Below are 22,427 nucleotides of genomic sequence, written 5' to 3' on the forward strand. Positions count from 1 at the left end.
CTCTTAGCGGTCGCGAAGCCGCTCGATCTCTCGGTCGAGATCGACGCTCTTGTGGTTGTCGGTGATCACGCGCTCCAGCACCTGGATACGCTCCTTCATCTGTTTCACTTCGTCGCGAAGCCGTGCCGCCTCGGAACCGTTCACCAGCGAGACGCCCTCGCCGCGCCGGGCGCTTCTGTGACGCGCCTTGAAGAGGCTGGTGACCATCACGATCAGGACGATCATCACGACCATCACCTGTCCACCATTCATGATCTCATCTCCTGTGTCGTCTTGGTTCCGTTGAGCGGGCGATCGTCGCGAAGCAGTTCGATCTCGTCCGACAGTTCGATCCCGCGGTCGGTGACGATCCGTTCGAGGACGCGGACGCGCTGTTCGAGACGTTCCGTGTGAGCAGCATATTGCGCCGCCTTTTCCGCGGTTTGCGCATTCAGCGCGGTGGCCATCGTTTCCTTGTGCCGCAGCCAGCCCTTGAACATCTCGCTGCCGATACCGAGCGTGACTGGCACGCCGACACAGACAATGGCGAGCATGAAAACCGTGAATCCATCCATGACCTATGTTCCTCAGCGATTGCGAAGTGCTTCGATCTCGCGGGCGGTACGCTCGGCGGGATCGGTGGCGATGCGTTCGAGGACCGCGATCCGTTCCTCGAGCCGGGAGACCTGACCGGCCAGGCGCTCATTTTCGTTCGCGAGCAGAGCGACCTTGCGGTTTCCGTCGGGATCGCCGGGGTGAGTCTTGCCGCTCCATTCGTCCTCCAGCGCATAGCCATGCTTTGCGCGGATCCATGTGTTGATCACCCATCCGATCGTCGAGATCGCGATGATCGCGAGCACGAACCCAGGTCCACCCCATCCCATCTCACTTCTCCTTGAACCCCTGTTCCGGGGGTGCGTCTCAGCGCAGGCTGTCGATCTCTGCCGCGAGGCTGTTGCTTGAGCGGCTGGTGTAATGCGTCTCGATGTCGGCGAGGCGGCGGTCGATGTCGCGGAACTTGCTGCGGACCTCGGCGGTCGACCGCTTCGGGTTCGAGCGGACGCCCTGCCAGAACTTCGCGTCGTCGGGCGTCTCGTACAGGCCGATCGGCTTGGCATTTCCCATCCAGGCGACCATCCAATAGGCGATCAGCGTCCAGGGAAAGCCTCCGGCAAGCGTGAGCACGACCACGGCGACCCGGACGAAGAGTACGTCGACCCCCGTATAATCGGCGATCCCGGCACAGACGCCCTTCCACTTGGCATTCTGCTTATCGAGATAAAACTGGGTGCGGCTACCAGACATTTCAGTTCCTCCGATCCAGGGTGCGATCAATGGGGCGTTCGGACTGACGGTCCGACAGATAGGGCGATTGCGTCGTGCCGAGGCCCGGCTTCCAGTCGGGATTGTCCGCGGCGATGATCCGCTCGACGGTCATCACCCGGTCTTCGAGACGGCGGGCGAGCATCTGCATCTCATCGAGCAGCTTCTCGTCTTCCACCGTGATCCGCGGGGCCTGCTTCCACTTGGTGATGTAGTGCAGGATCAGCCAGGGCAGTCCGACAAGCGCGCCAAGGATGGCGACGAGTCCTTCGAAATCCATCTCAATCGTCCTTCTTCATGCGCGCCTTGAGCGCGGCGAGCTGGGCGTCGACCTTGTCGTTGCTGCGCAGTTCAGCAATTTCCTCTTCGAGCGTCTTGACGACGCCGAGCCCCATCGCGTCCGCGCGGCCTTCGGCCTCGTCGACGCGGCGGTCGAGGATGTCGAAGCGGCTGAACGCCTCGTGCGTCTTCGGGCCGTTGTACATCTCGCGGAGCCGGGTGCGGTTGTTCGCGCTCTCGAGCCGGGTCTGCACCGCATTCTGCTTGGTGCGCGCCTCGCGCAGCTTGGTCTGCAGCTTGGCGATGTCCTCTTCGGACGCGCGCAGCGCATCGTCGAGCACGCCGACCTCGGCCTTCAGTTGCTCGGCCATGTCGAACGCCTTCTGACGCTCGACCAGCGCGGCCTTGGCGAGGTCCTCGCGATCCTTGCTGAGCGCGAGCTCGGCCTTTTCGGTCCAGTTGTCCTGGAGCTGCTCGAGCTTCGAGATATGGCGGCGCATCTCCTTCTGGTCGGCGATGGTGCGCGCGGCGGAGGCGCGAACCTCGACCAACGTCTCCTCCATCTCGAGGATGATCATGCGGATCATCTTCGACGGATCTTCGGCCTTCTCGATGAGATCGGCGAAGTTGGCGGCGACGATGTCGCGGGTGCGGGAAAAGATGCCCATGTAATTCCTACTCCAGGGGTCGGCCCGAGGCTCTTGCGAGTCCGTCGGGATATTATGCCACAATCGCGGTGTGTACCGCGACAGGCGCTGCGGTGGTTGCCGTGGCCGGGCCGACTGCGCCGAGCACGCAGGTGGTGCTGAAGACGATGGTGCAGAGTACGGCGGCGACGGTGCGGGCGATGTCGGTCTTGATCATGGTGGGTCCCCTTTAAGGATGGTCGTTTCCGCGGTTGGGCGGGTTGCCTGAAGCATTGCATCTAGCGTGCCAGTTTTGAAAATGACCGGATTGCAAGGGTTTGCGCGAAAGTGGTGCCGCGCGGTTCGCCGGGAGCTTGCCAAGAGTTGGGAATTCGCGCCACATCTTCGCCATGGAGCGAACCACACAGGTCATTGGCGAGTCCGGCACGTTCATGGCGGCGCTCGAACGCGCGTCGCGCGCCGCCGCGCTCGACCGCCCGGTGCTGGTGATCGGCGAGCGTGGCACCGGCAAGGAGCTGGTCGCCGAGCGTCTCCACCGGCTGTCGCCCAGGTGGGATCAGCCGCTGGTCATCATGAATTGCGCGGCGCTGCCCGAGACGCTGATCGAGGCGGAATTGTTCGGGCATGAGGCGGGCGCGTTCACGGGCGCGACCAAGGCACGGACGGGCCGGTTCGAGGAGGCCGACGGCGGCACGCTGTTCCTCGACGAGCTCGGGACGCTGTCGATGGCGGCGCAGGACCGGCTGCTGCGCGCGGTCGAATATGGCGAGATCACGCGGATCGGCTCGTCGCGGCCGATGCGCGTCGACGTGCGGATCGTCGCGGCGACCAACGAGCATCTGCCCGACAAGGTCGACCGGCACGAGTTCCGCGCCGATCTGCTCGACCGGCTGTCGTTCGAGGTGGTGACGTTGCCGCCGCTTAGGGCGCGGGCCGGCGACGTCGTGGTGCTCGCCGAGCATTTCGGGCGGCGGATGGCGTCCGAGCTCGGGCGCGAGCGCTGGGAGGGGTTCGGCCCTGCGGCGATGGATGCGCTGGTCGCGTATCGCTGGCCGGGCAACGTCCGTGAATTACGCAACGTGGTCGAGCGCGCGGTGTATCGCTGGGAGCAAACAGGCCCGATCGACGCGATCGAGATCGATCCGTTCCAGTCGCCGCATCGGCCTGGGGCGGCGACTGCGCCGAAGCCGCCGGCGGTGGCGGCGTCGCGACCGGCCGAAACGGATGACGGCGAAGATCCGGTGGTGGCGTGCGAAGAGGGGCCGTCGGACTTCAAGTCGCGCGTATCGCGGTTCGAACGCGATCTGCTCGCGCGGGCGCTGGCGGAGCACCGGTTCAACCAGCGCGCCACCGCCGACGCGCTGGGGTTGAGCTACGACCAGCTTCGCCACGCCCTGAAACGCCACGACCTGCTCAACGCGGGGGGGTGAAGCGATCCTCCCCCGGCCGGGGGTGGCACCGATTGTGATGGAGGGGGAGGACACGGCGCCAATGTTTCACATGCCGCCCCCTCCCATCTCCGTCATCCTGACGAAAGTCAGGACCCAGAGCAAAGCAGGGCGGCGTTCGTAACCCTGGGTCCTGACTTTCGTCAGGATGACGATGGGGGGTGGGCGTCAGCCGCTCTTCCGCACCAACCCCGCCAGTTTCTTCAACTTCGGCGCCACCATCGGCACGGTGAGCATCGTGCTCGCCAGCGCCATCAGTAGCAGCGCGGTGAACGTCTCGTTGGTGATGATCTTCTTGTCGAGCAGGATGTTGACGAAGATGATCATGATGAGCGCCTTGGTCTGGAGCAGCCAGCCGATCGCCGACGCCTCGCCCGGCCGCCACTTCAGGATGCGCCCGGCGGCATGAACGCCCGCGAGCTTGCCGCCGACCGAGGCGAGCAGCAACAGCGCCGCCGCACCGAACACCGCGACCCCGCCGACCGCCCACTGCGTCTTCAACCCGGTCGACAGGAAGAAGACCGGCATCATCGCGAGCAGCACGAAGTGGCGGAACTGGTCCATCTTCGCCGTCGTGAACCATTTCGCATCGAGTACCGCGCCCGACAGGAATGCGCCAACCATGAAATGCAGTCCCGCCCAGTCCGCGGCGAACCCGCAGCCCGCAAGCCAGATCAGGCTGACATACCAGCGGTCGCGCTCCTCGATCCGCGCCATCAGCTTGCGCACCAGCAGCGTCGCGATCGCGAACCCGACGAGGAAGCCGCCCTGTCGGCCGACTCGCTCCCAGTCGAGCAGGATCAGCGCGAGCACGCCCCAGATCGCGATGTCGTCAAGGCTCGCATAGCGCAGGATCCGCTGGCCGATCGGTTCGCGCAGGATCTCCAGCTTCTCGAGGAACAGCACGAGGATCGGCAGCGCCGTCACCGCGCAGGCCATGCCGATGCCGAGCACCACCTGCCATGTCGCGCCGTCCGGTCCGCGCCAGCCGGGATAGCGCAGCATCAGCACCGCGGCGATGCTGCCGGTCAGGAGCGGCACTGCGAGCGCGAGGCCTGCGGTCACGCCGGTTTCGCCGCGGCGCTTCCACGCTTCGCCGAGATCGAGCTCTATCCCTGCGACCCACACGAACATCATCACCGCCCACCAGGCGATGCCGTTCAGCGAGCCCAACGTCGCGGGCGTGAAGATCGTCGCATAATAGTCGGGATAGACCGCGCCGAGGACACCCGGCCCCAGCAGAATGCCGCCGAAGATCTGTACCACCACCAGCGGCGCCCAGTAATCGGTCCGCCCGAGACGCCACACCAGATACGGCACGGTAAAGATGATGAGTAGCGCGAGGAGGAAGACCTCCGTCGGCGTCATGGCGTGCATGCATATCCCCCGGCACCGATCGGTTCCCCCCGCCGGCTTCGTTTCGGTTGCGGTGATATGGTGCCGTGACCGGCGCGGCAAGGTGCGTGGGCAGCGATAGGCCGCTTCCCGACCGGTCTGGCAGCTGCGTCAATTCGGGACACGCCGCCAAAGCCTCGCTGGATCGGCTCGCCGAACGGCGGCGTTCCATGCGATTGAACGCGCGGCGTCGCTGGCGTCGGATAAAGAGGATGTTGGCATGAAACGATCGGTAATCGCGCTCGCCCTGTTCGCGGCCCCCGCCTTTGCGCAGGCGTCGGCGCCGTTCACGGTGAACGGGCAGGGGTTCGCGACGTTGCAGGAGGCGGTGTCGTCGATCCGCATGGGCACCGCGACGATCCTGATCGCGCCCGGCACCTACCGGCAATGCGCGGTGCAGGCGGGTGGGCACATCACTTTCAAGGCGGTCCAGCCGGGCACCGCGATCTTCGAGGGCGTCGCGTGCGAGGACAAGGCGGCGCTGGTCCTGCGCGGGCAGGGCTCGGTCGTCGATGGCCTCGTGTTCCGCGGCTACCGCGTGTCCGACGGCAACGGCGCGGGCATCCGGACCGAGATGGGCGACCTGACCGTCACCAACGCGATGTTCCTGAACAGCCAGGAAGGGATCCTGGGCGGCGAGCCGATCGGCCAGACGATCAGGATCGATCGTTCGACCTTTTCCGGGCTTGGCCAGTGCGACGAATCGCCGAGCTGCTCGCATGCCATCTATCTGGCGAACAAGGGCAGCGTGACGATCACCAATTCGCGGTTCGAGCACGGGACGGGCGGGCATTACGTCAAGCTGCGCGTGCCGACCGTGACGATCACCGACAACAGCTTCGATGACACGGCGGGCAAGAAGACCAACTACATGATCGACCTGCCCGAAGGTGCCACCGGGCTGATCGCGCGCAACACGTTCGTGCAGGGAAAGCAAAAGGAGAACCACACCGGGCTGATCGTCGTCGGCGCGGAGGCAAAGACGTATCGCTCGACCGGGCTGCGCGTCGAGGACAATGACGCGCGGTTGTCGCCGGGGGATGCGAGCAGCCCGGCGTTCCTCGCCGATTATAGCCATGACCGGCTGGCACTGGGCGCGAACCGGTTGGGGTCTGGGTTGCGGTCGTTCGAGACGCGCTAAGCGAGCTATTAGTCCTCCCCTTGGAGGGGGAGGATTAGCGCTAGACGGTCACCCGCCAGTCCCGCACGTGCTCGCCGCACCCGGATCGAGATCGAGGCAGCGCCCGTCCAACCCGGACACCGGCAGGCCGATCGTCGCGGCCAAGGTCGGCACGATGTCGACCGTCTCGACCGACAGCGGCTGTTCGAACCCGGTCATCCCCTTGCGCCAGAACAGGATCGGCACGCGGCGATCATAGTCCCAGGGCGATCCGTGCGTCTCGACATAGCCGCCCGCTGGCGACACGATCGTCGTCACGCGCGGCTTGAGCAGCACCACCATCTGACCCGAGCGCCCCGGATAGAAGGACGCGCGCGCGCGCTCGAGCAGCGTCCATGTCTCGGGCGGGGTCTTGGCCATCGGCGTCGCCATGATCTCGGCGGCGGAATACGCCCCGGCGATCTGCGGCAGCGCACGGTAGCGGCGGAGCGCCTCGGCGAGCACCTTGGCCTGCGTCTTCGCCGGCAGCGTATCGTCGATATAGACGTCGCCCTCGGTGCCCAGCAGTACGCTGCCCTTGAGTCCCATATCGCCGGCGATCGCGGTGCCGACCTGCTTGGCCAGCACGTTCTCGTCCATATGCGCCTCCATCGGCATCGCGCGCTGCTGCTGGCGCTCGGTCGCGTCGTGCGCGCCGTGATCCGCGGTCAGCACGACCTCGTAGTCGACGCCGGTCTCATCCATCACGGCGAAGAAATCGCCCAGCGTCTTGTCGAGCTGCGCCATCTGGATGCACATCTCCGAGCCCTGCGTGCCGTAGGTGTGGCCGATATAATCGGTCGCCGACGCGCCGATGTCGATGATGTCGGTCTGCGGGCCCTTGCCGAGCTTCATGTCCTGCACCAGCGCCGCCGCCATTGCGAACACCGCCGCATCGGACGCCGGCGACACGCGGAAGCCCTTGGCGTCGCCCGCCTCGCGCTCGAACCGGCCCTGGCCGTAGGTCTTGCCCGCGATCACGATCGGATGGTTCACCGCCGCGCAATAGCCGGGCAGCGGCAGGGCCTTTTGCGGCAGTGCGATCAGCCCCGCGACCGCATCGCGCGTCCGCTGCACCGCCGGCGGCACCGCGCGGCCCGCATAGGAGACATAGGTCTTGCCGTCCCACCACCAGAGCTCGTCAACCTTGTGACCGCCCATCATCACCGCCGCGCGATCCTTGCCCGCGACCGAGACCGAACGCGTGCGCGGATCGCGCGCCTTCATCATCTCGCCCAGCGTCGGCACCTTCAGGTGCATGTCGGACACGGTGTAGCTGTCGTGCGTGCTGCCGGTGACGCGCTCGTCCTCCGAGCAATAGACGGTCTTGTCGGGCCGCCCGGCGCGCTGGTCGATCCAGTTGTTGGCGATGATCCCGGTATGCGCGGGCCGCATGCCGGTCAGGATCGTCGAATGGCCGGGGCACGTCTCGGTCGCGGCGTGGCTCTGATACCCGCTCGGGAACACCGCGCCGTTCAGCAGCCGCGTGAAGCCGCCGGTATAATGGTTGCGATATTGCTGGAACAGGTCGGCGGCGAACTGGTCGACCGAGATCGCGACGATCAGCTTCGGCGGTGTCGTCGGGGTCAATGCGGGGGCCGCAGGAGGCGCCGTCTGGGCGGAGACCGAAGCGGCCGAGGTCAGCAGCAGCGCGGCGATAAGTGCTTTCACGAACAGTCCTTTACCAAGCTGACGCCACCGATCCGGCGCGTCGCTTTGAAGTGCAATACGACAAGGTCACCGCTATGGCTTTGCGCGATGAACGAAACAAGGATGGCCATGCGCAGTTTACGTTGCGTCCTGATGACGGTCTTGCTGGCCATGTGCGGCCTCGCGAACGGCCCTGCGCTCGCGGAATCGCTCAACGGATCGAGCCAGCACCTGATGATGACGCTGGTCGCCGAAAGCGATCACCCGAAGGCCGGCGCACCGCTGACGATCGCGCTGGCGACCACGCCGGAAAAGGGCTGGCATGGCTATTGGCGCAACCCCGGCGATGCGGGCTTTCCGGCGACGTTCGACTGGACGCTGCCGGCGGGCGCGAAGGCGGGCGACGCCGAATGGCCGGTGCCGACGACGCTGCTGATCGCGGGGCTGATGAACTATGTCTACGAAGCGCCGTACGCGCCGCTCGTGACGATCCAGGTTCCGGCCGGGCTGGCGGCGGGCACGAAATTCCCGATCCGGCTGAAGACGAGCTACCTCGTCTGCTCGGCGACGATCTGCGTGCCCGAGGAAAAGGCGTTGTCGCTCGACCTGACGATCGGTGATGGCGCGCCGTCGCAGGCGGCAGCGTTCGCAGGCTGGCGGCAGGCGATCCCGAAGCCGCTCGACGCTGGCGCGACCTATGCGGCGAGCAACGGGATGATGCGCATCGCCATCCCGTTCCCGGCGGGCGCCAAGGCCAACAAGGCATATTTCTTCCCCGTCACCACCGGTGCGATCGAGAATGGCGCCGCGCAGGCGGTCACGCGCGACAGCGACCGGCTGACGATCACCACGAAGGTCGCGGCGAATGCCAAGCTTGGCGGACCGATCGAAGGCGTGCTGCGGATCGGCGACGGCCAGGGGCTGAGCGTCAAGGCGACGTCCGGCGTGGTCGGCGGCGCGACCGGAACCGACGCCTCGTCCAGCGCGGATGGCGAGAGCCTCTGGCTCACCGCGCTGATCGCGTTTGCGGGCGCGGTGCTCGGCGGGCTTATCCTCAACATCATGCCGTGCGTCTTCCCGATCCTCAGCCTCAAGGCGCTCAGCCTCGCGCGCGGCGGTGCGAGCGAGAAGGACGCGCGCGGCGAGGCGCTGGCCTATACCGCGGGCGTCGTGCTCGTCTGCCTCGGGCTGGGGGCCGCGATCCTCGCGCTCCGCGCAGGCGGCTCGGCGGTCGGCTGGGCGTTCCAGTTGCAGCATCCGGCGGCCATCGTCGTCCTGCTGCTGTTGAGCGCGGCGATCGCGTTCAACCTCGCCGGTCTGTTCGAGGTGCCGACGCCGCGCTTTGCCGGCGAGAGCGGGGCGAGCGGTGCGTTCGCGACGGGCGCGCTCGCGGCGTTCATCGCCACGCCGTGCACCGGGCCGTTCATGGGCGCGGCGCTCGGTGCGGCGCTGGTGCTGCCATGGCCGGCGGCGCTCGCCGTGTTCGGCGGGCTCGGGATCGGCTTGTCGCTGCCGTTCCTCGCGATCGGGTTCATCCCGTCGTGGCGGCGTTGGTTGCCCAAGCCCGGCGTCTGGATGGAGACGTTCCGGCATATCCTGTCGGTGCCGATGTTCCTGACCGCGATCGCGCTCGGCTGGGTGCTCGGGCGGCAGACCGGGGCGGATACGCTGACGCTTGCGCTGATCGCGGTGCTGGCGGTGGGCGTGGTGCTCTGGATCGGCGGCACGCGCCAGCGCAAGGGCAAGGCATTCGGCGTTGTCGCGCAGATCCTGTTGCTGGCGGTGTTCGTCGGCAGCGCGGTGCTGATCGCGCGCGCGCCGCCGGTGTCCGCCAAGGTCGCGACCGCGGGCGACGAGGCGTTTACCGAGGCCAAGCTCGCATCGCTGCGCGCCGAGAAGCGCCCGGTGTTCGTGTACTTCACCGCCGACTGGTGCCTGACGTGCAAGGTCAATGAGAAGGCGGCGATCGACACCGCCGGCGTGCGCGATGCGTTCGCCAAGCACAAGGTCGCAGCGCTCATCGGCGACTGGACCGATGGCGACCCGGTGATGGGGCGCTTCATCCAGGCGCATAACCGCGCCGGCGTGCCGCTGTACCTCTACTATGCGCCCGGTGCCGCTGAGCCGACCGTCCTGCCGCAGGTCCTGACGCCGGGCCTGCTGGAGGGGCTGGGAGCCTGAACCTCTGCCCTCCTTCATCCCGACTTTCGTCAGGGTGAGGGAAAATGCAAGATGATTGACCGTATTCGAACCTTGTGCAGCGCAACGATGCGTTGCAGCATGGAACCGCAACGCTTGATGGGGAATTGACCGTTTCGATGGGGAAACAAGCGTTCGACGAGATCATGGGCACGCCGGGCGATACGACCGCGCGGCCCGAACTGGCGGCTCTCGGCACATGGATCGAGGATACGCCCGACGCCGAGCTGCGTCGCCGGCAGGAAGCCGCCGAGACGACGTTCCGCCAGCTCGGCATCACCTTTGCGGTCTATGGCGAGAACGAGGCGGCCGAGCGGATCATCCCGTTCGACATTGTCCCGCGTGTGTTCCTGCATGACGAGTGGACGCGGCTGTCCGAAGGGCTCGTTCAGCGGGTCGAAGCGATCAACGCGTTCCTCGACGACATCTACGGCGAGCGTCGCATCCTGAAGGAGGGTATCCTTCCCGAGGACCTCGTGCTCGGTAACGCACAGTTCCGCCCCGAGATCGCCGGCATCCGCCCGCCGCACGGCGTATGGGCGCATATCTGCGGAATCGATCTGGTCCGCACCGGTCCCGACGATTTCTTCGTGCTCGAAGACAATGCCCGCACGCCCTCCGGCGTCAGCTATATGCTCGAGAACCGCGAGGCAATGCTGCGGCTGTGCCCCGAACTGTTCCGCGAGTTCCGCGTAGCGGCGGTCGACAGCTATCCCGATCTGCTGCTCGAAACGATGAAATCGGTCGCGCCGCACGGGACGGGGGCGAACCCGACCTGCGTGCTACTGACCCCTGGGCACTATAACTCGGCCTATTACGAGCACAGCTTTCTCGCCGATTCGATGGGGATCGAACTCGTCGAGGCCGCCGATCTGGTCGTGGACGACGACATCGTCTGGATGCGGACGATCGCGGGGCGGGTGAAGGTCGACGTGATCTATCGCCGGATCGACGACGATTATCTCGATCCGCTCGTGTTCCGCCCCGATTCCGCGCTGGGCGTCCCCGGGCTGATCGCAGCCTATGCGGCGGGCAACGTCGCGATCATGAACGCGCCGGGCAATGGCATCGCCGACGACAAGGCGATCTACAGCTACATGCCCGACATCGTGAACTTCTACTCGGGCGGCGAGTGCAAGCTGCGCAACGTCGAGACCTGGCGCTGCCGTGAACCGCAGGCCCTGAAGTACGTCCTCGACAATCTGGAGGACGTCGTCGTGAAGCTGGTCGATGGTTCGGGTGGTTACGGGATGCTCGTCGGACCGACTGCGTCGAAGCAGGAAATCGAGAATTTCCGCGCCGCGCTGATCGCCGAACCGCATCGTTACATCGCGCAGCCGACGCTCGCGCTGTCGACCGTGCCGACAATGGCGGATGGCGGCCTCAGTCCGCGCCACGTCGATTTCCGGCCGTTCGTGCTGACCGGGTCGAAGGGCGTGAAGGTGGTTCCCGGCGGGCTGACCCGCGTGGCGCTGAAAGAAGGATCGCTGGTGGTCAACTCCAGCCAGGGCGGGGGCACGAAGGACAGTTTCGTGCTGATGGCCGATCAGACGCAACGGATGAGGCCGGGTGGCATGACGCAGACGATGGGCGGCATGTCGCAGAGCCTGAGCGCGCAGACTGACGGGGCCGCCTGATGCTCTCGCGTACCGCATCGTCGCTCTATTGGCTCGGCCGCTATTTCGAGCGTGCGGATTTCATCGCGCGGCTGGTCGAGGCGACCGTCCGTCTCGACGTGCTGTCGTCGCAACCCGCGGGCGAGGCTGCGTGGGCGTCCGCGCTCGCCGTCACCGAGACGGAAGAGCCGTTCGCGACGCTCGGCGGCAATCTCAGCCAGACCGAGGTCGTGCGTTTCCTGACGCTCGATTCGAGCCACCCCGGCTCGATCGTGCGCTGCGTCGACATGGCGCGCAACAACGCCAAGGCGGTCCGCACCGCGCTGACGCGCGAGGCGTGGACCGCGATCAATCGTGCGTGGCTATTGTTCGAGAACCGGACGACGCCGCGCAGCACGACCGACCAGATGAACCTCGTCGAGGCGGTGAAGACCGAGACGCGCGGGTTCGAGGGTGCGGTGCACCGGATGCTGCGCAACCAGACGACGTGGTTCATTAGGCTTGGCCAGTCGGTCGAGCGGGCGGACAACACCGCAAGGCTGCTCGACGTCAAATATCATATCCTCCTGCCCGAGGGCGAGCGGCTCGGCGGCGCGATCGATCGCGACCAGTGGACGACGATCCTGCAGACCGTGTCCGCGGTGACCGCCTATCGCTGGCTGTATAATGACGGCTTGCGTCCCGCCGACGTGATCGACCTGTTGCTCGCACGCGCGGAGCTGCCGCGCAGCCTCGCGGCGTCGGTTGAGGAGACGGTCGACGTTCTCAACCTGCTCGCGAAACGCACGGGCAACCACGGGGAGGCGGACAGGATGGCACGGATGCGGGCAAGCCGGATGACCAAGACCCGGTCGGGGGAGGTCATTGCCTCCGGCCTGCACCAGTATCTGCAGGCCTTCATCGCCGAGAACGCGCTGCTCCACGGCGCGATCGGCCGCCAGTTCAAGTTCCAATAATGCGGCTGTCGATCGATCATCACACGATCTACCGCTTCACCCAGCCGCAGGGCCGGCTGGTGCAGATGCTCCGGCTGACTCCGGAGAACTCGCATGACCAGACGGTGGCGTCGTGGCGGATCGACGTGGATTGCGACGCGCGGTTGCGGCCCGGCCGCGACGGATTCGGTAACGCCGTGACGATGCTCTACGCCGAAGGACCCGTCGACGGGATCGAGATCACGGTGAAGGGCGAGGTGTTGACCAGTCATTCGGACGGCGTCCTGCACGGCGTCCATGAGACGTTGCCGCCGGCGCTGTTCCTCCGGGGGACCGAGGCTACCACGTACGACGCCGATATCGCTGCGTTCGCGGCCGATTCCGCGGCGGGCGCACGCGATCGGATCGGTGCGTTGCACCGGCTCAATCGCGCGCTCCACGACCGCTTCGTGTTCGATGCGGGGCGTCCGGAGCCGGGGCTGACGGCCGCGGCGGCATTTCGCAAGGACAGCGCGACGCCGCGCGACATGGCGCAGATGTTCGCGGTCGCGGCACGCTCGCTCGGCGCACCCGCACGTTACGTGTCGGGTTATCATCACAACGACGCCGCGGTCGTGCATCTGCCGACACCGCATGGCTGGGCGGAGGCCTATGTCGACGGTCTGGGCTGGGTCGGGTTCGATCCCTGCACGGGCATGTCGCCCGAGGAGCATTATGTGCGCGTGGCGATGGCGCTAGACGCTGCCGGCGCAGCACCGGTCGCCGGGTCACGTCTTGGCGAAGGTGGCGAGGAACTCGACGTCGACGTTGTCGTCCAGCGCGAGGATTGAGCGCGTAAGAGGGAGAGGCCAGCGTCCCCCTTCCTGAGGAACCGGGCGCTGGTTAGGCGACCACGCCAACGCGCGCCGGCGGCGTGACCAGATCGGCATCCTGCAAGCGCCGCCAGCCCGCTGGCCCCAGCACCTCGAGCGGCCGGTACCGGGTCTTGTATTCCATGCGCGGCGAGCCCTTCACCCAATAGCCCAGATAGACATAGGGCAGCCCGGCATCGCGCGCGCGCAGGATATGGTCGAGGATGATGAAATTGCCGAGCCCCGTCCGGCTTTCGTCGTCGGCAGCGAAGAAGCTGTAGACCATCGACAGTCCGTCCGCCTGACGATCAGTCAGGCATGCGCCGATCAATCGCCCCTGTGCGCCGTTCTCGCCCGGCTCGCGATATTCGACGATCAGCGAGTTGACCGGCGAATGCTCGATCATGTCCGCGTAATCGTCTTCGTCCATGCCGGCCATGCCGCCGCCCGGATGGCGGGTGCCGAGATAGCGCCGGAGCAGCTGGAACTGCTCGTCGGTCGCCCAGGGCTTGCACGCCGTGACCTCGATATCGCCGTGCCGCCGCAGCAGCTTGCGCTGCGTCGCGTTCGGAACGAACTCACCCGAGACGATCCGGACCGACACGCAGGCGGCGCACCCTGCGCACGACGGGCGATACGCCACGCCCTGGCTGCGGCGGAAGCCGATCCGCCCGAGCGCATCGTTCAGCTCGCCGGCATGCGGCCCCGTCAGCTCGGTGAACACCTTGCGTTCCTGCCGGCCCGGCAGATACGGGCACGGGGACGGGCTCGTGACGAAGAAGCGCGGAAAACGAAAGGGCGCAGTCACCGAAGCCGATGTCCTTCAGACAGACGCGAGAATCCGCGGATCACGCTCTATGCGCGCGTCCGGCAAAGCTGAAAAGCGGGTTTACCACGATTATGAGTTAACGGGGTAAACCGCTTTAACGGCGCCGCAATTACGCCAGTTCGACGGTCGAGGTCTCATAGCCGCTGGCGCGCAACGCACCCACCAGCCGATCGAGATGCGCGCGGTCGCGGGTCTCGCATTCGATGTCGGTGATGAGGCCCTTTGCCGGCAGCGTCGTGAAGACGCGCTGGTGGTAGATCTCGATGATGTTGACGCGTTCCTGATCGAAGATCCGCGCGACGTGGAACAGCGCGCCGGGCTTGTCCTGCAACCGGATGCGCAGCCGTGCGAGTCGCCCCGACCGCGCGAGGTCGCGCAGCAGCACGTTGGCGAGCAGGCGCGTGTCGATATTGCCGCCGCACAGCACGATGCCGACGGTCCGGCCCGCAAACCGTCCGGGATGCGACAGCAGCGCGGCAAGCCCGGCGGCGCCGGCGCCCTCGACCACGGTCTTCTCGATCTGGAGCAGCAGGCTGACCGATTCCTCCAGGCTTCGCTCGCTCACCAGCACGATCTCGTCGACCAGCTCGGCGACCATCTTCGAGGTGATCGCGCCAGGTTCCTTGACCGCGATGCCCTCCGCCAGCGTGTCGCCCGCGCACGGCATGTCGGTGCCGTTGATGCGGTTGAACATCGACGGGAACAGTTCGGCCTGCACGCCGACGATCTCGATCGGGTGGCCACCGGGCTCGCGGCTGGCGGCGTGCGCGACCGTCGACATGCCCGAGATCAGCCCGCCGCCGCCGATCGGGATGACGAGCGTGTCGATCTCCGGCACGTCCTCGAGCATCTCGACCGCCACGGTGCCCTGGCCGGCGATGACGCGCGGATCGTCGAACGGATGGACGAAGGTAAAGCCGCACTCGCCCTCGAGGATGCGGGCATGCGCATAGGCCGCGTCGAACGTCTCGCCGTGGAGCACGACGTTGGCGCCGTGGCCCTCGGTCTGCATCACCTTCACGGTCGGCGTGTTGACCGGCATCACGATCGTCGCCGGGATGCCGAGCCGGTTGGCGTGATAGGCGAGGCCCTGCGCGTGATTGCCCGCGGACGCCGCGATCACGCCCTTCGCGCAAGCCTCGGGCGACAGCTGCAACAGCGTGTTGAGCGCGCCGCGCTCCTTGTACGCCGCGGTGAACTGAAGATTCTCGAACTTCAGATACACCGTCGCGCCGGTCATCTGGCTCAGCGTCTTGCTGATCAGCGTCGGCGTGCGGACGATCGAGGCGCGGATCCGGTCGTGCGCGACACGGACGTCGTCGATCGAGACGGGGAGGGTGGGTGCCGCTACGGCAGCGTGGGTAGCCATGTCCGACCCGCTAGACCATCTGGCGCAAGGGGGGAACACCGCTTATGCGCGGGACCAATGGCAAAATCGGTTTTCGACACAGCGCGCGTACAGCATACCTTGCGGGCGACGTCGTCGGTGCGGTCCGCGCGTTCCGCGTGCGTATCGTGGGGCACGAATGCCAAGGCTTTGGTATCGGGGCGAAAGTCCCGGGAATATTGCCGGCCGACGAGTGATCATGCGTGGAGAGTGGCGAAGTGATGCGTTTTCTTGTGTCTGCGGCGGTCGTCGCGCTCGCCACGTCCCCGGCCATGGCCGACGGTATCGTCGATAACGTCAACGGTATCACGGTCGCGGACGGCGGCCGGGTGATCCATTTCAAGGCGATCCTGATCGACAAGGACGGCCGGGTCACGCGACTCGTTCCCCCGGGCGAGGAGGCGCCGAAGCTGAGCCGCAAGGAATTGAAGAAGAACGCGGGCAAGCCGCTCTACGACTGGCGGATCGACATGGGCGGGAAGACCGTGCTGCCCGGCTTCGTCGATGCGCACGGGCATGTGATCGAGATGGGCTTCGGCGCGCTGTCGCTCGACCTGTCGATGACCAAGTCGCTCGACGAGGCCAAGTCGCGCATCGCCGCGTACATTGCCGGCAATCCCGATCGCAAATGGGTGATCGGGCGCGGCTGGAACCAGGAGGCGTGGGGGCTGGGTCGTTTCCCGACCGCGGCGGATCTCGATTCGGTCTCGGGCGGGCATCCGATCTGGCTGTCGCGCGCCGATGGGCATGCCGGCTGGGCGAACCGCGAGGCGATGCGCGAGGCCGGGGTCACCGCGTCGACCGTCTCTCCCGCGGGCGGGCGCATCGAGAAGACCGGCGGCGCGCCCGCGGGCGTGTTCGTCGATGGCGCGCAGGCGTTGATCGAGAAGGTCGTGCCGCAGCCGCTGCCCAAGGAGCGCGATGCCGCGTTCCTCACCGCGCAGAGCATCCTGCTGCGCTACGGCGTCACCGCGGTGGCCGATATGGGCACGACGCTCGACGACTGGCTCACCTATCGGCGGATGGCGGATATCGGCGGGCTTCGCGTCCGCATCATGAGCTATGCGATGGGCGTCGAGACCGCGAGCCGGATCGGCGGCAAGGGGCCGACGCCCTGGCTGTATAACGATCGCCTGCGAATGGGGGGCGTGAAGCTCTATGCCGACGGTGCGCTGGGGTCGCGTGGCGCGTGGTTGCTCAAGCCCTATGCCGACGCGCCCGGGCAGTCCGGCCTCGGCTTCCTCACCGACGACCAGCTCCAGAACCAGATGAGCCGGGCGGCGATGGACGGCTATCAGGTCGCGGTCCACGCGATCGGCGACAAGGCCAACCAGATGGTGCTCGACGCGATCCAGGTGGAGAGCGAAACCTATACCGGCGATCGACGCTGGCGGATCGAGCATGCGCAGGTGGTCGATCCGACCGACCTGCCGCGATTCGGCAAGTTCGGCACGATCGCCTCGATGCAGCCGACTCACGCGACCAGCGACCGGACGATGGCGGAGGCCAGGCTCGGACCGAACCGGCTGGCGGGCGCCTATGCGTGGAAATCGATGCTGACCAATGGCGCCAAGCTCGCCTTCGGCACCGACTTCCCGGTCGAGAAGCCCGATCCGTTCGCGACCTGGGCCGCGGCGTTCACACGTGCGGATGCCGATGGCCAGCCACAGGGCGGGTGGCAGCCGCAGGAAATAGTCACGCGCGAGCAGGCGTGGTGGGCGATGACGGGGGCTGCGGCCTATGCCGGGTTTGCCGAGAAGCAGTTCGGTGCGCTTGCCCCCGGCCAGCGCGCGGATTTCATCATCGTCGACCGCGATCCGACGACCGCCTCGCCGACCGACCTGCGCGCCACCGTGGTGCAGGAAACGTGGATCGGCGGCGAAAAGGTGTGGACTCGTAAGTAACCGCCGTTGCGCGGGAGGTTACTGGCGCATCCGGATCAGCCCCTCCTGCGCGACGCTGGCGACGAGGCGGCCATCTCTCGCGTAGATCTTGCCGCGGTTGAAGCCGCGCGCATGGCCCGACCACGGGCTATCGCAGGCGTAGAGCAGCCAGTCGTCGGCGCGGAAATCCTCGTGCAGCCACAGCGAATGGTCGAGGCTAGCGGTCTGCAGCCCCGGCGTGATCCAGTTCTTGCCGTGCGGGAGCAGCGCGGTGCCGAGCAGCGCCATGTCGGAGGCGTATGCCAGGATCGCGCGGTGCATCGCCGGATCGTCGCCGATCGGCGCGCAGAGCCGGAACCAGTTGGCGTAGTGCGGCTCCTGCGGCGCGGGATCGATCCAGCTTCGCGGGTTGACCGGACGGACCTCGATCGGCCGCCAGCGCAGCATGTGCGCGCGAAACTTCTCGGGGATGTCGTCGATAGTCTCGAGCCGCAGGTCGCGGTCGGAGCGCAAGGTCTCGGGCGCGGGCACGTCGGGCATCGCGTGCTGGTGGTGGAGGCCCTCTTCGGGCATCTGGAACGATGCCGCCATGTTGAGGATGGGCTGCCCCTTCTGCATCGCGATCACGCGCCGGGTCGCGAAGCTGCGGCCCTCGAAATCGCGGACGACGCGGAAGACGATCGGATAGTCCTCGTTGCCCGGCCGCATGAAATAGGCGTGCAGCGAGTGGGCGGCCTTGGGGCCTTCGGTCGAGCGTTGCGCCGCCTGGAGGGCTTGCGCGATGACCTGCCCGCCGAAGACTCGCCCGACGCCGCCGGGCTGCCGCTCGCCGACATAGAGATCGGTGTCGACCTCCTCGATCTCGAGCAGGTCGACGAGACCCTGGGCGAGCGCTTCGGGTGTTACTTCGGCAGTTTCGGCAGGCATCTGACCTCCTTGTTCACCCGCGAAGGCGAGCGCTGGGTTGCGCATGCCCCGCATGCGCAAGGATCGTCCGGCGGACGATCCAACCCAGCGCTCCCAGTCTGGGCCCCCGCCTTCGCGGGGGTACAGCTTTGGGTCAATAGCCGGCGGCGATCGCCAGTCGATCGGCGTGGAAGTTGGCATCCCCGAACATCTCGGCGAGCACCCGCGCGCGCTTCATGTAAAAGCCGATATCATATTCGTCGGTCATGCCGATCCCGCCGTGCATCTGCACGCCTTCCTGGACGCTGAGCGTGGTCGCCAGCGCGGTCATCGCCTTGGTCACCGACACCGCCTCGTCCGCGCGGTCGCTGCCCTGGTCGAGCAGTTGCTGCGCCTTGAGGACGGCGGCGCGCGCGACCTCCATCTCCGAATAGAGATGCGCGGCACGGTGCTGGAGCGCCTGGAAGCTGCCGATGAGCGTCCCGAACTGCTTGCGCTGTTTCATGTAGCCGACCGTCATGTCCATCGCCCCGCCGCCGACGCCGAGCAGTTCGGCCGACGCGCCGGTACGTCCTGCGCGGAGCAGGCGATCGAGCGGCGTGCGGCCGGCATCGACTTCACCGATTACCGCATCCGCGTCGACCTCGACGCTGTCGAACTCTAGGCGCGCGGCGAGGCTGGCGTCGGCGAGGCGCTCGGCATGTGCGGAAAGCCCGGCGGCGTCCTTCGGCACCGCGAACAAGGTGATGCCGTCCGCGTCGTCGTCCGATCCCGCGGTGCGTGCAGCGACGATGATCAGGTCGGCAGTATGGCCGTGCGTGACGAACCTTTTCTCGCCGGTCAGCCGGAACCCGTTGCCCGACCGTTCGGCCTTCATCGCGACGGTATCGCGGTGCTTGGCGCGCTCGTCGATCGCGAGCGCGGCGACGGTCTCGCCGGCTATGATCCCGGGGAACCAGCGTTCGGCCTGGCCCGTGCCCTTGAGCGCCTCGACCGCCGCGACTGCGGTGGACAGGAACGGGGAGGGGGACAGGTTGCGCCCGATCTCCTCCAGCACCACGCCCGCCTCGACATGGCCAAGGCCCAAGCCACCCTGATCCTCGCCGATCAGGATGCCGGTAAAGCCCATCTCCGCGAACTGCTTCCACAGATCGCGCGAGAAGCCGGTCGTGTCGTCGGCGTCGCGCAAAGCCCGCATATGGCTGACCGGCGCATGCTCCGCGACGAAATCGCGAATGGTGTCCTGCAGGGCGGTCTGGTCGTCATCTAGGTAGAGTGGCATTTTGGTGCTCCGACGCCCGGGAAACCTCCGTCACCCCAGCGGAAGCTGGGGTATCGTGCGGCAGGGGGGGCGGTTCGTTACGGGGAGACCCCAGCTTCCGCTGGGGTGACGTGCTTTGGTCAGGTGATCGGTCTGTCAGGCCGGCAGTTCCAGGATCCGCTTGGCTATGATGTTGAGCTGGATCTCGCTCGTTCCGCCCTCGATCGAGTTCGCCTTGGTCCGCAGCCACGACCGGGGAATAGCCCCGCCGCGCGACCGGTCGCTGTCCCATTCGAGCGCATCCGAACCGCCCGCCGCCATCATCAGCTCGTACCGCGACTTGTTCAGCTCGGTGCCGTAATATTTCATCATGCTCGGCTGCGCGGGGTGCGCCTTGCCTGCCTTGAGTTCGTCGATGAACCGCTCGGACATCGCCCCGAACGCCTTGGCGCGCACCTCGAACAGCGCGATCGACGCGCGCAGCAACGGATCGGCGAGCCGGCCGTCATGCCCGAGCCCGACGGTGGCGATCGCACCGTCGATCAGCGGATTGCCGCCGCTCGACGCGAGCCCCATGCCGGAGATCATCTCGCGCTCATGCCCGAGCAGATATTTCGCGACGTCCCAGCCCTTGTTCTCCTCGTAGACCCGGTTGATCTTGGGCACCGCGACATTGTCGAAGAACGTCTCGCAGAAGGGGGAATTGCCGCTGATGAGCAGGATCGGTTTGGTCGAGACGCCGGGCGAGGCCATGTCGAACAGTACGAAGCTGATGCCGCCCTGCTTGCTCGTCTTGTCGGTGCGGACGAGGCAGAAGATCCAGTCGGCCTTGTCGGCGTAGGAGGTCCAGACCTTCTGGCCGTTGACGAGATAATGGTCGCCCTTGTCCTCGGCCGACGTCGCGAGACCGGCGAGGTCCGAGCCCGCATTCGGCTCGGAATAGCCCTGGCACCAGCGGATCTCGCCGCGCGCGATCTTCGTCAGGTGATCGAGCTTCTGCTCCTCGGTGCCGTATTTCAGCAGCGCCGGTCCGAGCATCGAGATACCGAACGAGTTGAGCGGGTTGCGCGCCTTGATTGCCGCCATCTCTTCGCGCAAAATCTTGGTCTCGGCCGGCGACAGCCCGCCGCCGCCGTAAGCCTTGGGCCAGTCGGGCACGGTCCAGCCCTTGGCGGCCATCCTGTCGAGCCACTCCTTTTGCGCAGGCGACGATGGCTTGAACTGGCGTCCGCCCCAGCAGACATCGTCCTCCGAGCGCACGGGCTTGCGCATCTCGGGCGGGCAGTTTTCCGCGAGCCAGGCGCGGGTTTCGGACCGGAAAGTGTCGAGGTCGGACATCGGATCAGCTCCTGCTTGATCGGTGGGCGAGCGCGGCGACGGCGATCGCGTCGTGGTCGCGGTAACGGTTGGCGATGACCTGCACGCCGATCGGCAGGCCGCGCGGGTCGGTCCCGACGGGCACGCTGGTCGCGGGCAGATTGGGGAAGGTGGCGAGACCCGCCCAGGCGAACTGGACGCCGAACGGGGTGTCGTCGCCGTCGATCGACAGCGTGCGGCGCGCGACGTTGCGCTCGGCGATGTGCGCGAAGGCGTTCACGCCGCTGGCGGGCGCGATCACCGCGTCGACCTGCTCGAACAGCGCGCTCCAGGCGCGTTGCAGCCGAGCCTGCGAGTCGAGCAGGTCGAACCAGTGGGACAGCGTTGCGACCTTGCCGTCACGCGCCGGGCCGCCGCGCGTCATCGCGATGCCGAGCAGCCGCATGTAATCCGCATGTTGCGCCGCCAGGTCGATCGGCGGCGCGGCGCGCGACACGATTGCGCCCGCGCGGCCCAGCACCTCCCCGACATGCTCGATCGCCGACACGATCGACGAATCCACGCGCGCCGCGGGATGCGCGGTCAGCAGCAGGATCCGCGGCCGGGCGAGGTCGATGCTCGGGCGGGGCAGCGGGAGGTCGGCAAGGATGTCGAGCGCGACGGCCAGATCCTCGGGATCGCGCGCGAGCGGGCCGATCACGCCCAGGACGGCGCTTGCCCCGTCGGTGCCGGGAACGCGGTGGCCGATGTCGGACAGTACGCCGTAGGTCGGCTTGTGCCCCCAGACGCCGCAGAAAGCCGCTGGCACGCGGATCGAGCCGCCGATGTCGGAGCCGAGCTCAAGCGGTACCATGCCCGAGGCGAGCGCCGCCGCGCCGCCGCCCGACGATCCGCCGGGGGTGAGCGCGGTATCGAGCGGATGGTTGGTGCGGCCATAGATCGGATTGTCGGCCTGCCAGTCGCTCAACCGGACGGGGATGTTGGTCTTGCCCAGGATCACCGCGCCCGCCGCTTTCAGCCGGGTGACGGCCACCGCATCCTGGTCGACGATGTTGTCGCGGTGGATCGCGACGCCCCAACTGGTCGGCAGGCCGGCGACGTCGAACGATTCCTTCACGGTCATCGGCACGCCGAACAGCGGACGTTCGTGAGGACCTTCCGCGTCGAGCGCGCGTGCGGCCGCCCGTGCCCGGGCGAAATCGCGGACGACGACGGCGTTGATCGCACCGTCGCGCGCCTCGATCCGCGCGATCGCCGCCTCGCACTCGGCGAGCGCGGTCGTCTCGCCCGCACGGATCGCCGCCGCGGTCTGGAGCGCGGTGCGTTCCATCAGCGTGCGTTCGCCCGGGAGGTGCCGCCGCAC

Annotated in this window: 23 protein-coding genes; 7 read left to right on the forward strand and 16 right to left on the reverse strand. The window is 67.0% G+C overall.

Annotated elements, in window-relative coordinates:
• Window positions 1–3: 3 nt before the first annotated feature.
• The 7 genes from ASE79_RS14505 to ASE79_RS21455 all read right to left on the reverse strand — a co-directional run bounded on the left by ASE79_RS14505 (window position 4) and on the right by ASE79_RS21455 (window position 2,445).
• Window positions 4–252 (reverse strand): hypothetical protein, encoded by a 249-nt coding sequence (locus ASE79_RS14505; RefSeq protein ID WP_056417975.1) that lies wholly within the window; start codon window positions 250–252, stop codon window positions 4–6.
• On the reverse strand, window positions 249–479 hold the full coding sequence (locus ASE79_RS14510; RefSeq protein WP_416354517.1) for a hypothetical protein: 231 nt from the start codon (window positions 477–479) through the stop codon (window positions 249–251). The genes ASE79_RS14505 and ASE79_RS14510 overlap by 4 nt, the downstream gene beginning before the upstream one ends.
• An 87-nt stretch (window positions 480–566) precedes the next feature.
• Window positions 567–863 (reverse strand): hypothetical protein, encoded by a 297-nt coding sequence (locus tag ASE79_RS14515; RefSeq protein WP_056417981.1) that lies wholly within the window; start codon window positions 861–863, stop codon window positions 567–569.
• Between the two features lie 37 nt (window positions 864–900).
• Entirely contained in the window at window positions 901–1,284 is a 384-nt protein-coding gene (gene pspC / locus ASE79_RS14520) for an envelope stress response membrane protein PspC (RefSeq protein ID WP_056417984.1), read from the reverse strand.
• Window position 1,285: 1 nt separating this feature from the next.
• On the reverse strand, window positions 1,286–1,582 hold the full coding sequence (pspB, locus tag ASE79_RS14525) for an envelope stress response membrane protein PspB (protein ID WP_056417988.1): 297 nt from the start codon (window positions 1,580–1,582) through the stop codon (window positions 1,286–1,288).
• Between the two features lies 1 nt (window position 1,583).
• Window positions 1,584–2,249, reverse strand: coding sequence for a phage shock protein PspA (gene pspA, locus ASE79_RS14530; RefSeq protein WP_055878009.1), 666 nt, complete (start codon window positions 2,247–2,249; stop codon window positions 1,584–1,586).
• Between the two features lie 52 nt (window positions 2,250–2,301).
• Window positions 2,302–2,445, reverse strand: coding sequence for a hypothetical protein (locus ASE79_RS21455; protein ID WP_165391738.1), 144 nt, complete (start codon window positions 2,443–2,445; stop codon window positions 2,302–2,304).
• Window positions 2,446–2,617: 172 nt separating this feature from the next.
• Here ASE79_RS21455 and pspF point away from each other — a divergent pair, with 172 nt between their 5' ends.
• On the forward strand, window positions 2,618–3,658 hold the full coding sequence (gene pspF / locus ASE79_RS14535) for a phage shock protein operon transcriptional activator (RefSeq protein WP_056417990.1): 1,041 nt from the start codon (window positions 2,618–2,620) through the stop codon (window positions 3,656–3,658).
• A gap of 186 nt (window positions 3,659–3,844) precedes the next feature.
• Here the strand turns inward: pspF and ASE79_RS14540 are convergent, their stop codons facing one another.
• Entirely contained in the window at window positions 3,845–5,053 is a 1,209-nt protein-coding gene (locus ASE79_RS14540) for a cation:proton antiporter (RefSeq protein WP_056417993.1), read from the reverse strand.
• A gap of 238 nt (window positions 5,054–5,291) precedes the next feature.
• Here ASE79_RS14540 and ASE79_RS14545 point away from each other — a divergent pair, with 238 nt between their 5' ends.
• Window positions 5,292–6,212, forward strand: a complete 921-nt coding sequence (locus ASE79_RS14545) for a right-handed parallel beta-helix repeat-containing protein (RefSeq protein ID WP_056417996.1) — start codon at window positions 5,292–5,294, stop codon at window positions 6,210–6,212.
• A gap of 48 nt (window positions 6,213–6,260) precedes the next feature.
• Here ASE79_RS14545 and ASE79_RS14550 read toward each other — a convergent pair whose 3' ends face one another.
• Entirely contained in the window at window positions 6,261–7,901 is a 1,641-nt protein-coding gene (locus ASE79_RS14550; RefSeq protein ID WP_082445330.1) for an alkaline phosphatase family protein, read from the reverse strand.
• Entirely contained in the window at window positions 7,898–8,053 is a 156-nt protein-coding gene (locus ASE79_RS21310; RefSeq protein WP_162237040.1) for a hypothetical protein, read from the reverse strand. Before ASE79_RS21310 ends, ASE79_RS14550 begins: the two co-directional genes overlap by 4 nt.
• Here ASE79_RS21310 and ASE79_RS14555 point away from each other — a divergent pair.
• The 4 genes from ASE79_RS14555 to ASE79_RS14570 all read left to right on the forward strand — a co-directional run bounded on the left by ASE79_RS14555 (window position 8,010) and on the right by ASE79_RS14570 (window position 13,460).
• Complete coding sequence (locus ASE79_RS14555; protein ID WP_200910388.1) at window positions 8,010–10,061, forward strand: protein-disulfide reductase DsbD family protein; 2,052 nt, start codon at window positions 8,010–8,012, stop codon at window positions 10,059–10,061. The genes ASE79_RS21310 and ASE79_RS14555 overlap by 44 nt on opposite strands.
• 137 nt (window positions 10,062–10,198) lie before the next feature.
• Entirely contained in the window at window positions 10,199–11,716 is a 1,518-nt protein-coding gene (locus ASE79_RS14560) for a circularly permuted type 2 ATP-grasp protein (RefSeq protein ID WP_056418580.1), read from the forward strand.
• A complete protein-coding gene (locus ASE79_RS14565) occupies window positions 11,716–12,651 on the forward strand; it encodes an alpha-E domain-containing protein (RefSeq protein ID WP_056418002.1) in 936 nt (311 codons plus the stop codon). The genes ASE79_RS14560 and ASE79_RS14565 overlap by 1 nt, the downstream gene beginning before the upstream one ends.
• The gene (locus tag ASE79_RS14570; protein ID WP_056418005.1) at window positions 12,651–13,460 is read left to right on the forward strand and encodes a transglutaminase family protein; all 810 of its coding nucleotides are present in this window, start codon (window positions 12,651–12,653) and stop codon (window positions 13,458–13,460) included. Before ASE79_RS14565 ends, ASE79_RS14570 begins: the two co-directional genes overlap by 1 nt.
• A 52-nt stretch (window positions 13,461–13,512) precedes the next feature.
• Here ASE79_RS14570 and ASE79_RS14575 read toward each other — a convergent pair whose 3' ends face one another.
• Together ASE79_RS14575 and ASE79_RS14580 are read right to left on the reverse strand one after the other, a co-directional pair.
• Window positions 13,513–14,289, reverse strand: a complete 777-nt coding sequence (locus ASE79_RS14575; protein WP_056418008.1) for an arginyltransferase — start codon at window positions 14,287–14,289, stop codon at window positions 13,513–13,515.
• Window positions 14,290–14,419: 130 nt separating this feature from the next.
• Window positions 14,420–15,679, reverse strand: a complete 1,260-nt coding sequence (locus ASE79_RS14580) for a threonine ammonia-lyase (RefSeq protein WP_056418011.1) — start codon at window positions 15,677–15,679, stop codon at window positions 14,420–14,422.
• A 239-nt stretch (window positions 15,680–15,918) separates the two neighbouring features.
• On the opposite strand from ASE79_RS14580, the gene ASE79_RS14585 reads away from it, so the two are divergent.
• Entirely contained in the window at window positions 15,919–17,601 is a 1,683-nt protein-coding gene (locus tag ASE79_RS14585; RefSeq protein WP_056418017.1) for an amidohydrolase, read from the forward strand.
• 18 nt (window positions 17,602–17,619) lie between these two features.
• Here the strand turns inward: ASE79_RS14585 and ASE79_RS14590 are convergent, their stop codons facing one another.
• The 4 genes from ASE79_RS14590 to ASE79_RS14605 form a co-directional block, all read right to left on the reverse strand.
• Window positions 17,620–18,507, reverse strand: a complete 888-nt coding sequence (locus ASE79_RS14590; RefSeq protein WP_056418582.1) for an acyl-CoA thioesterase — start codon at window positions 18,505–18,507, stop codon at window positions 17,620–17,622.
• 133 nt (window positions 18,508–18,640) lie between these two features.
• Window positions 18,641–19,768, reverse strand: a complete 1,128-nt coding sequence (locus ASE79_RS14595; protein WP_056418018.1) for an acyl-CoA dehydrogenase family protein — start codon at window positions 19,766–19,768, stop codon at window positions 18,641–18,643.
• Between the two features lie 135 nt (window positions 19,769–19,903).
• On the reverse strand, window positions 19,904–21,085 hold the full coding sequence (locus tag ASE79_RS14600; RefSeq protein ID WP_056418021.1) for an acyl-CoA dehydrogenase family protein: 1,182 nt from the start codon (window positions 21,083–21,085) through the stop codon (window positions 19,904–19,906).
• A gap of 4 nt (window positions 21,086–21,089) precedes the next feature.
• Window positions 21,090–22,427, reverse strand: coding sequence for an amidase family protein (locus ASE79_RS14605; RefSeq protein ID WP_321163338.1), 1,338 nt, complete (start codon window positions 22,425–22,427; stop codon window positions 21,090–21,092).

Origin of the sequence: Sphingomonas sp. Leaf28 (genome assembly GCF_001421685.1) — a bacterium.
GTDB lineage: Bacteria > Pseudomonadota > Alphaproteobacteria > Sphingomonadales > Sphingomonadaceae > Sphingomonas > Sphingomonas aurantiaca.